Genomic DNA, 11,135 nt, shown 5'->3' on the forward strand with positions numbered 1-11,135 from the left:
GTTCTGCCCCCGTACCGGAAACAACCTGCAGTCCCTGGAAGCCGCTGAAGACCATATTGGTAAAACCACCGTTGGCCGTGATCTGGGAAACACCATCTCCCGCGGCACCGTCATCGTCGATATTCACGGTTGTGGTCAAGGGAGTCGATGAAGCATCGACCCGCAAGCCACCACCGGCGCCGTTGATGCCCACACCTTCCACAGCACCAAAGGAGAGACCCAGATCGATGTCGGTTCCCGCTAGTGTCGAAGAGACGATGTTACCACTGCCCAGACTGTCAATATTGTCTGAGAAGTAAGCCGCATTGTGCGCGGTCGTGAAGTTGACGTTGATGGCATCAGTACCATCACCACCGTCATAGTGAATCGTGATGTCGTCGGCATCGTAGGTGGTCGGATTGAACTGATCTTCCAGCAACGTATCGGCGGCATTGTTCAGATGCGAACCGTTTGAGCCAGGAATCGCAGGTGCGGCCACATCGAACAGAGGCAGACCCCCCGGTGATTCGTTGATGTTGAGTGTTTCGTTGTCGGTCGAACCAATGACGGTGAACGACAGAATGTCGGCGGCCGCTCCAGAGAAGATATTGCCGGTGTTGACGTCGATCAACAGGTTGGTGCCTGCGGCATCCAGTTGCACGTCAATCGTGTCATCGGCCGCATTCTGGAAACCGGCGGCAAACATGTCCAATACCAGGTGGAAGGGAGTCCCACCGCTGTTGACGTTTTCGATGCTGGTGAAATCCACAGTCTGTTCGAGATCCGGAGCAATAAATCCGAAGGAACCCGAGCCAGGGGTCGCCCCCAGTGTGAGGAACGGTGAAGCAGCCAGACCGCTGAAGTCGAGGTTGAGTACATCACCGGGTCCCGGCAATGTGGGATCGCCACCGTTCACCGTAATCGGGGAATCCGCGGTGGGCAGAATGTTGAAGATATCCGCGTCGTCACCACCGTTGATGGTTGTCTGTGTGGCGTCGACATTGCCTAACAGGTCCACGGTGGAACCGACGGGATCCGGGTCACCACCACTGGGATCAACGTTGATTTCAATCGTCGTAGTCGCGATCACTTCGCCACCCAGCGCGAGCAGAAAATCATCGCCGGCATTCAGAACCACATTGGCTCCCGTTGATTCGACGGTCACGCCAGCGTTAATAGTCAGGTCATCCCCGGGACCAGCGGAATCACCGGCGGTCAGAGTGACTGACGCACCTGTCACATCAGCGGCCACCGTCAAGGGACTGGCAGCGGAAACATCCACAGCACCACCAGCATCCACGCCATTTACACCATCGACAGAGCCAATTTCCAAAGCACCCGTGTTGCTGACTACGATATTATTATTAGTAGAATCCGCCGCTAATGTGGCAACAGCCGTATCAATATCGGAAGCACCAGGGGCACCAATACCAAAGGCGGCCAGCAGCAAGAGTTCGGTTCCCGCACCACCACTTACCAAAGGAGCTTCACCGGCAGTGTTGTCGAAGATGGTTCCGGTAACGGCATTAATGATAATCGTACCGCCGGCACTTTGCAGATCAGCGATCCGCAGATCGCCGGTTCCCCTCACATCCAGATCGCCACCGCGTGCATTTACAAGACCACCTTCTGTTTGTGTGAATAAACCACCGCCGGCACTGTCATTATCGGCCGTCAAAGTCACAATGGCTGCGGTGGTCGTATCGACAACGGAAGTCGCGCCCAGATTCAGGTCGTTAGATGCCAGCAGATCAATGGTTCCGCCGTTAGATTGCACCGTGGCATTGACGTCGATGTCAATAGCTGAGGTAACACTAATCGGTGAGGCGGCACCGCTGGATGTAATATTTTCATTGACTGTGACAGTTCCACCGGTCAATAGAGTAATCGCGGCACCACCCGCAATGCCAGAGAGTCCATCAACAGTTCCGATTTCCAGTGCATCGATATCACTGATATCAACACTACCAAGAAATGCCACTGCGGCCAGTGTGCTGACTGCAGTATCGATATTATCTCCATTGCCAATATCAGTGCCCGCCCGCAATGCGACTTCATTTCCAGTAATCAATGCGGCTTCAAAAGCAGTGTTGTCAATAATCGACTCAGCAATGGACTCTACAGTAATCGTACCACCGATACTTTGCAGGTCGGCTATCCGGACATCGTCGGTAGCACTGACATCCAAATCACCACCGCGTGCAGTCACGATACTGAATTGTGCCTGTGTAAATTGACCACCACCTGCAAAGTCATTATCAGCCGTCAGTGTCACAGTGGCGGCGTTTGTTGTATCAACTAACGAAGTCGCGCCCAGATTCAGGTTGTTATCAGCCACGAGATCAATAGTACCCCCGTTGGACTGCACGGTAGCATTGACGTTGATATCAACACCAGAACTCACGCTAATCGGTGAAGCAGCACCGGTTGTCTCGATGTTTTCATTAACATCCAAGCTATCGTCAGTCGTCAGGGTAATTCCTGTTACTGCCTGTAAGCCCTGCAATCCGCTAATCCCTCCAATGGTTAATAGCGCACCGCTATTATTGTCGAGATTAATAGCACCTCCCGCATCGGCTTCGAGATTCGCAACATCGATGTCTACCGCATCCCCGGCGCCCCCTACGTCAACGGTGGCAGTTAAGATCGCTGTGGCTGCGGTTAAGGCGTCGGCAGCACTGGATCCACCATCAGTAATTGAACCACCGGAGGCATTGAGGTCTGCGTTACCAGTTGTGATCACATCTTGATCGAGTACCACGTTGCCGATGTCCACAGTCAGGTCGCTTGAACCGAGGTCTGTGGCATTGGTCTGGAAGGTCACCGTGTCATCAGTGCCTCCGTTCACGGTCAGGTCTGCATCGAAGGTACTGTCCAGCCCTTCGATATTGACGGCATCCACACCACTACCACCGAATGCTTCGGTATTGATCGTTACGGAATCCGTGGCGTTCAAAAAGGCGACAACTTCACCGAAGTTATCGGAGTCAATTTGAGAGACACCATCGCCGACAACTCCATCATCGGAGAGCGTGATTGTCTCTGCGCCACCGAGGAAACTGAAAGTACGATTGGTGGCGACAATCGTATCGAGAACTGGTTCCAGACCGGTATAGGTAATCGTCGCTACGCTTTCACCATCAAAGAACATACTACCTGAGGCATTGTCCACAAAGCGATGTTCGACACTTGTGGCTACTCCACCCAGAATTTCCAGGGTATCGCCGGCGCCATCTTCGCCACCGGTGCCTCCATTGAAGAAGAGACCATTTGTGGGGTTGAGCAAGCCACCGGCAGGATTGGTAATCCTGAGGATGTCATCCCCTTCAAGACCATTGAAAGTGAACGAGGTAATATTTGTCAGGAGAATGGGGCCTGTGACGACTTCACCCAGACCACCCACATCTGTTGTCAGGGTCATCATCGCTTCGGTTTCACTGGTGAAAACAATCTCAAGCAGGTCATCGGCATTGCTACCATTGATGACGATATCACCTGTACCGAAGAGCGATAAATCCTGGAATGCTCCAATATGAGGAGTCGTTGTCGCAGGATCACCGGCAAACTCGGTTGACATAAAGGCTGCAGGAGAACCGAAGCCAATAGCGAAAATTTCTTCCAAAGAGGTCGTTGCAGGGTTAAATGCAAGATCATGATCACGTGCAAAGAGTGGATCAACACCGAGCTTGTTTGATGGGTCCAGCACATGATTGGAGTCGTTATCATTATCAAAGAAGAGGTTATTGGTTATTGTGGCATCCAGAGGTGCGATGACTCCAAAGCCTCCAATGGGAGGAGCAGGGGGCTCTGCTTGAATATGCAGATCAATACTGGTACCACTGTCGCCAGGAGCAATCATCGTTCCGGGAGCATCATCCAGATCCCAATGCGCAACGAGCCGTGGATCACCGGCGAGATTTGCGACACCATTGTTGCGAATATCATCACGATCGGTCTGGTTCAGCACACCATCAAACCAGCCAATATCGTCCATCAGGCCGGCAAAGAATCGACTTCCATCACCGGGATCACGTCCGACACTCATTAAGCCGCTGAGTGTTTCCGTGAAATTGTTGATGTCAAATCCGGCCAGATTTTCATCGAAGGCTGCCAGATAAGTCACTTCAGTACCATCCAGGTAAATCCTCATTTCACCTGTAGTGGCATCCCACGTGTATTGGACGTTGGTCCAAACTCCCTGGACACCTGCCGCACCACCATCCTGAATCGTGAAATCGGCACCGTCCTGAGTTCGTCCAAAGAATTGTCCACCGCCGTTATCACGATACTGGAATTCTAATCCACCATCACCGGGACCTTCAAAGAACTGATTTCGTCGGCTGGTATCAGCCATGTTGACCCAGAAGTTTAAGGTTCCCTGTTCGCCCACATCGAAAGCTGCATCCTGGAAGGTGGCGAAATCATCAAGTCCATCAAACTCAAGTGCACCACCAAACTGACCACCCGTTGGTTGAAAGACAGGACCGAGTGGGCTGATACCATTCGCCGAGAGAAACATCTGGATGCCATTTTCATTGTCCACGGCAATATTGCCAGCGGCTTGATCGAAGTCCCAATGAGCGATGAGACGCGCATCTCCACTCAAAGCGGCAACGCCGTTGTTCCGAATGTTGTCACGATCAGTCATATCCAGTGCGGCATTAAACCAGCCGACGTCATCCATCAAACCATCGAAGTGCCGGTCGCCACTGGCATCGCGTCCCACGGTGATTAATTGACTGACCGTGCTGACGACAGATAACCATTCACCTGTGAGATCTGAATCAAAACCAGAGAGATATCCTACTTCCACACCATCAATATAGATGTGCATTTCAGGATTCACACCGCCATTAAAATCCCACGTATATTGCAAATTCTGCCAGACGTTTTCTGTTCCTCCCGCGCTTCCGTTTTGAATGGCAAAATTACTTCCAGTATTACCAGCGCGTCCAGGGCTTCCAAAGAATTGCCCTCCGCTGTTATCACGAAACTGGAATTCAAAACCAGCGCTATTCAAACCTTCGAAGAATTGATTTCGCTGGCTTTGATCATGCATGTTGACCCAGAAATTGAGAGTGCCTGCTGTGCCTACATCGAACAGTGCACTCTGGAAAATACCGAAGTCATCCACACCATCAAATTCCAGGGCACCACCAAATTGGCCACCTGCCGTATTCCACAAGGGATCGTTGTTGGGTTGTGGTCCGTCGAAGGTAAACCCACTAAAGATATTGTCTGAGATATCGACGGAGTTCGGGGCAAGTGAGATTGAAGGATCAAAGAAGATTCCTCCTGGCTGTCCGAAGTTGCCATCACCGTTTGTAACCGCGGAATCCTGCCAGTCGAATGTGTTATGGATAATATCCAGACCGGCAGCCGTGATACCCGGGTTGGTAATGGTCACAGTGTAGTTCTGGTCTCCCTCTTCCTGGAACGAACCGGGTTCTAAACCATTTCCAAAATAATTGAATGAAATTTCGCCACTATAAGCGCCCGATGAGCCTCCCGATCCCTGAGGACCTATTGAAATGGGGCCCCAGCGGAAATGGTCGGCACGGAATTCATTTCGTGTGATGAGAAAATTCTCGCCCGCACCACCACTCCCGTCTCGAATGGCCGCACGACCGAATTTGCCCTCGAAAATCGAATCGGAAACTTCGAGATTATCTGCTCCTGCAAAGATGACCGCACTACGATAGTTGTCTGAGAACAATAAGTCTGTCAGTGTTGTGTTGTCTGCTGTCGTGACTACAACATAGCCCTGATAATCTGTAGCTGGGGTATGGGTTTCCCAGCCAAGCTGTGCGCCGCTGATCGTAACATCGTTTGCCGTGATAGAAATCGCCTCGTCAAAATTGCTTAAAGGAGCACCTGCTTTGCGAATTTCAACAACATCTTTTCCTTCACCGATAATTGATACGGATTTATTAATATCGAGCGTGCCAGTCGTGGTATAGAGGCCGGCTGCGACATTGATGGTATCACCTGTGGCAGCGGCGGCGGTGAGAGCTGCCTGAATTGTATCAAACGCAGTGGTTCCAATAACCGCTTCTTGATCTCCAGGTGTGATGGGATCAGTATCTGTACCGGCAATAACCGAACCATTACCTAATCCACTGAAATCATCATCCACAAAGAATGTGGTTAATAGCGTTCGGTCTTCCAAGACTTCTGTTGTGGAAAATTGATTGCTGATAGCAGCTTGCCAACGCTTTCTAATGTCACGTCGGTCTCGGGAACGAAAAGTGGGGCGTTTCTTAATACGTGAAGTGAGCGCATTGAGCCAGTTCGTAAGCAGCATCCTGTCATTCCTTTGCTAGTAATTCAAAGAATTCTTGAGGTAGGAAAATTGTCTGATAACGATAAAGGCCCGCAGATAAGGGAATGCATAATGCAGCAAACACCTTATTTTGATATAAATGTGAATGAATATGACGCAACTCTAGACGTAGTCTGCCCAGGTGCGCATTTCACCCAATGTCAGTTTAGTCACTATAATTACCTATGTGACGACTTCAATTCCACAATAAATAATGCATATTCTACTTTTTTTAACAATTTTACCGAATTGTTTATTTTGTACATTGTGCCACTTGATTCCGTATTTATCCTATGGTCTCCAAGATCAAATTGGTTTGGATTAAGCATTAACAACACTTGGCCAAATCTGATTTTGAAAGTCTTCTACTTCCACCACACTATGACTTTACGTTTGTATAAAGAGTGCTTATTAGTGGGCGGATAAATGGAGGGGAATTCTCGAGCGGACTGGCTAAAGTCCTGTTGGTGTTTCTGAGTTTACGAACATGAAAGACGATTATCACCAAACCTAAAGAGCATTCCAACTTAGTCTGGGTTTGTGAGCTAGCTCAAAATTTCATTGAGCAGTGTAGGGAGCGTGATGTTATAACGATGATGATCATGCACGACCGGAATGGGAAACAAACAAAAAAATTCACTGAGACTTTGCAGCAATCCAGAATCAAGACAAACACTCTTCCGATAGTTTCTCCAAATCGTAAGGGAAGATGTGAGCGATTCATTGAGACAATCAAATTGGAATACTGGGCGAAGTTTATTGTTTTTGGTAAGCAGCATCTAGACTATCAGATTTGTAGTTTCACCGCGTACTATAACACTCTTCGCTCGCACACGACGCATAACTATCAGCTACCGATTCGAGAGATTCCAGACGAAGTAGAGAAATTATTAATGGGCGAGGTGCAAGTGATTGCACACATCGGTGGCTTGATAAAGTCGTTTAAACACATAGCGGCTTAAAGTGGCTCGATGCGAGATTTCAATTGTTCAATCAATGGCTTCGTAGTACGTGATGGCTGTTATTTTGTGTCCGAAAAAAGTGAGTCAGACCTTGCAACAGTTATACATACTCGAAATTGTCTACGACGTGTTTTCTGAAAAATATTATGTCTGGATACTCTTTGAACCGAACGCATTCTGACTCAAAAATATTAACCAGAAGACAGTACGGAGTATATTGAAGGAAGAAGACATTTGTATCTACTACTAAGAGCAGTTAGAATTGCTGAAAAACTTTGCTTATCTTCTCAACAGATGCCGAAATTGGGAGCTAGCTTCAAACTTGAAAGTTCTGCATGATCATATTAGACAGTCTCGAGTTTTGTGGCTGCTAATCGTAGTTTCCATTGCGCTTTTTTTGCGAATAAGCTACCTCTTTCAGGTGGCGTATTGGTTTGATGAAAGCTTCACGCTAAAAATGGTGGAATTCCCTTTTTTGGATATGATGCATCGAAATATTACTGATGATGACAATCCGCCATTCTATTATTTGGTTCTGAAGCTTTGGGTTTTTATATTCGGAAACCTCTTAACTGCTCCTCGACTACTGAGCGTACTGTGTAGTATGGGAACTGTTGTAGGAACATACTTCTTTATTAAAGAGGCTTATCAGAAACGAACGAGCGACGAGAAACAGGTCAATACAGAGTTTGCGGCTATCTTGGCGGCGTTATTGGTCGCCCTCAGTCCTATTCATGTTGACTGGGCTCAGCAAGTGCGGATGTATTCAATGTCTCCCACTTTTGCTGTTTGGTCTAGTTATTTCTTGTTTAGAGCACTATTTAGAGAAAAGTCGGGGCCGTGGATTTGGGGATTATTTGTACTCACCTCACTCTTAGGAGCTTATACTCATTATTTCGGTCTGTTTATTGCAATGGCTCAATTTCTATTTGCCTTGAGCTATATAGCAATTCAGCGATATAAAAAATCGAGTGCCACTACTACTCTTTCTTTTCAACCACTGTTAATCTCGGGAGCTGCATTTTATTTTTGTTTCCTTCCCTGGTTGCTTGTATTTCTTGACCATCGGCAAAGAGTGACTGAAAAAATGCCGACTCCACCTTTGACCTGGGATGCTGTTGGTACAAGGCTGTGTCTTGCTTTCGACTTACAGTGGGCATGGCCTGTGACACCTGAAATGGGGATTTTTGTAGGACAGTTCTTTTTTAGCATATTCCTCCTCCTTGCTATCCGCCGTCGTCCCGCGGATTATTTTTTAATTTTGGCATCGTTGTTACCATTTTTGGCAGCGATCATTGTTTCACAGTTTATGAGAACAATTTTTGTCCCTCGTTATTTAATTGCTGCCCAATTATTTGCATTGACGGCTGTTGCTGTTGTGATTAGCGATATTCCGTGGAAAGTATTCCGATGGACTGGTGTTTTTATTGTGGTATTGTCCATGGGCTGGCTGACTAAGGAGCAATATCTCACAAGAGCCTTTGATGCTTCATTGCCGGGAATGCAGGCAGCAGTAGAATATCTTGATAACAAACGAGAAGCTGGGGACTTAGCTCTTGTTTGTAATCCGATGCTATTTACCACAATTGTTTTTTATACAAGTGACCGGAATCAGCTATACACGAAAGGGACTCCACGTAATTACCCGTATTATCAAGGAACCGCGGTTATGCGCGATGATGAGTACTTTGACTTAAAAGAGCTAGGTGGAGCTACTAATAAACGGGTTTGGACATTTGATGCTGATCGATGGTTGGGAGGCACTTGGTCGGTTCATATGCCGTCAGGATGGCGTGAGGTGAGCCGAAGACGTTTTAAGGAATTTAATGCGGAATTCATTATACGTTGCTATGAGCGTGATCTAGTAAAATAGAGGCGATGATGGAGTTTTAATCTTTGCCTCATGGAAAAGCATTTATGGGCTCGGAGTCGTTTCACAGATGACCCGAAAACCAAGATAGCGGTTGGATTTCCAAGGAGGAAGGATCGGGTAATTAATCCTGCAAAGTTCGCCGATGTAAATCCAATCGCTTCCTCTCAATACTTTAAGAAATCCTTCTTGAGGACCTTGAGGATTTTTTTTCGGAGATCGGCTATAATAGGTGCGATCAAACCAGTCTGCACACCATTCCCAAACATTTCCTCTCATATCATAAAGACCAAATTCATTTGGAGCATATGTTCCTACAGCAGAAATGGGTAGGGGGGCTACACCAGCATTTTCACCTGATTGAACATATTTTCGCTTGGCAAAGGTCCAATCATAGGGCGTTGAACGCCCGGCTCGGCAAGCATATTCCCATTCAGCTTCTGTTGGCAATCGATATCGACGTTTGGCAGCACGTTCTTCAGGAAGATTACTGAGCCGTTGACAGAACTGTTCCGCATCGTACCAGGTTACTCTCTCCACAGGAAAATTTCCTGGTTGTAATTCTCCTTGGGCTGTTTGATGAAAGCTAGGATTATTTCCCATAACGGATTCGAAGGCCTGTTGCGTGACTTCATGCTGTCCCATCCAAACGTAGTTCGTAATTTGAACCAGATGGGTTGGACTTTCAGGAGGAGCAGGAGAGCTATTACCAGTATCAGGTATACCCATCTGAAATTCTCCAGGAGGAAGAACAACAAAACTCATATTTAGAGAGTTTTTGAATATGTCACCAGCCTTCAATTCTTTTATTTGACCGATGCTGAATTTAGCAACGGCATCTATAGAAGGTTCTAAGTGATTCAGTCGCTGTTCAAAATTATCAGCTAGAATCTCGAAAGGTGTGTCTCGTGCGTGCATGACATGCCACAGGCCACGATCCACTCGATCATGAACGAATCGAACAGCACCATCTAAGAACAGTATGTTGACACCATCCTTGTGCATACTTCGTGCAGTGGCTTGATCATTCCGATCAATGTAGTGTGTGCAAGGCATCTTTGCCTTAGTCAATGCTTCTTTTCCAATTGTTGCGTGTAATTTTCCACATCCCAGCAGGTCGTCGGCACGATCCCATTGATTGTTAGGGCCTCCTGCATCCCCAGAGATACCATGTGCAGAAGTGATACTGCCACCAATCTGTCCTAATGCCCACACTCCTCGTGGATCTAATGGATGAATCCCAGCTCTCACTTCTTCAATCGCGACAAGCGTTGATTGGCCATTTGTGAAATCATCCATTGAAAACGCCCGATTCACACCAGCGATTCCAGTACCGACATATTGAAAATGACGATTTTCATCGTTGGCAATAATTTTAACCCCTTCACCTGCTGGATGCGAAGATGTACCAATTTGTGGGCGATGGCATTGTGTTCCACCATTTATTGCGTAATTTCCTCGAGCAAATTGAACCTGAGGAGGAATGTCCGGATCTAACTCAAAGCGATAAAGATTATTTTGATGGTTATAGATATCAGTCGGACATGACATTTCGGTGAGTGAAGTAGTACGTAACATCTGATTTTCATCAGAGCCGATGGAGTGGGATGAATCAAATGTGTCCGCTAAATCTTTCCTATCAAGATAAGGTAAGAGCAAAAGAGCCCAGTTTTCATGTGTTATTAAATCGACTCGACGATTTTGATTGAGCATCATCGAATGAAAACGACCTGGATTCCAGACTGCTGCTGGAGGTAGGAATTGAAATGTTTCATGGTATTGTCGAAGGCCTATTCCCAAATTACGTAGATGATCTTTACAGACTGTACTACGTGCACTCTCTGTTGATGAGAGAATTGCTGGAATGGAAAGGGCTGCGGTAATTATGATAAGAAAGATGATAACAAGTAGCTCGATGCGACTGATACCAGACCTAAAACATACCTGTTTAGAGGCAGAAGCCAAAAAACAATTTTTTTCAAAACGCGTAACATGCATGTTT

The 11,135-nt window shown here is 47.2% G+C and carries 4 protein-coding genes; 2 read left to right on the forward strand and 2 right to left on the reverse strand.

The window, feature by feature from the left end; translation table 11 throughout:
- Nucleotides 1-6,283, reverse strand: a 6,283-nt coding sequence (locus tag V144x_RS14525) for a LamG-like jellyroll fold domain-containing protein (RefSeq protein ID WP_197998939.1), incomplete at its 3' end; no start/stop codon positions are given.
- Nucleotides 6,284-6,903: 620 nt separating this feature from the next.
- On the opposite strand from V144x_RS14525, the gene V144x_RS14530 reads away from it, so the two are divergent.
- Together V144x_RS14530 and V144x_RS14535 are read left to right on the forward strand one after the other, a co-directional pair.
- Nucleotides 6,904-7,263 carry an integrase core domain-containing protein gene (locus tag V144x_RS14530; protein ID WP_197998428.1) on the forward strand — a complete coding sequence of 120 codons (360 nt, stop codon included), beginning with the start codon at nt 6,904-6,906 and terminating at the stop codon, nt 7,261-7,263.
- Between the two features lie 322 nt (nt 7,264-7,585).
- Entirely contained in the window at nt 7,586-9,136 is a 1,551-nt protein-coding gene (locus V144x_RS14535) for a glycosyltransferase family 39 protein (protein WP_232102528.1), read from the forward strand.
- 42 nt (nt 9,137-9,178) lie between these two features.
- On the opposite strand, the gene V144x_RS14540 is transcribed toward V144x_RS14535, so the two are convergent.
- Nucleotides 9,179-11,131, reverse strand: a complete 1,953-nt coding sequence (locus V144x_RS14540) for an SUMF1/EgtB/PvdO family nonheme iron enzyme (protein WP_197998429.1) — start codon at nt 11,129-11,131, stop codon at nt 9,179-9,181.
- Nucleotides 11,132-11,135 lie beyond the last annotated feature (4 nt).

This window comes from Gimesia aquarii (genome assembly GCF_007748195.1).
GTDB classification, from domain to species: Bacteria; Planctomycetota; Planctomycetia; order Planctomycetales; family Planctomycetaceae; genus Gimesia; species Gimesia aquarii.

Bases quoted from the DNA above. Each gene is read 5' to 3' on its own strand.
- V144x_RS14530 (WP_197998428.1), top strand. From the start codon at position 6,904: ATGCACGACCGGAATGGGAAACAAACAAAAAAATTCACTGAGACTTTG.
- V144x_RS14540 (WP_197998429.1), bottom strand. From the start codon at position 11,131: ATGCATGTTACGCGTTTTGAAAAAAATTGTTTTTTGGCTTCTGCCTCT.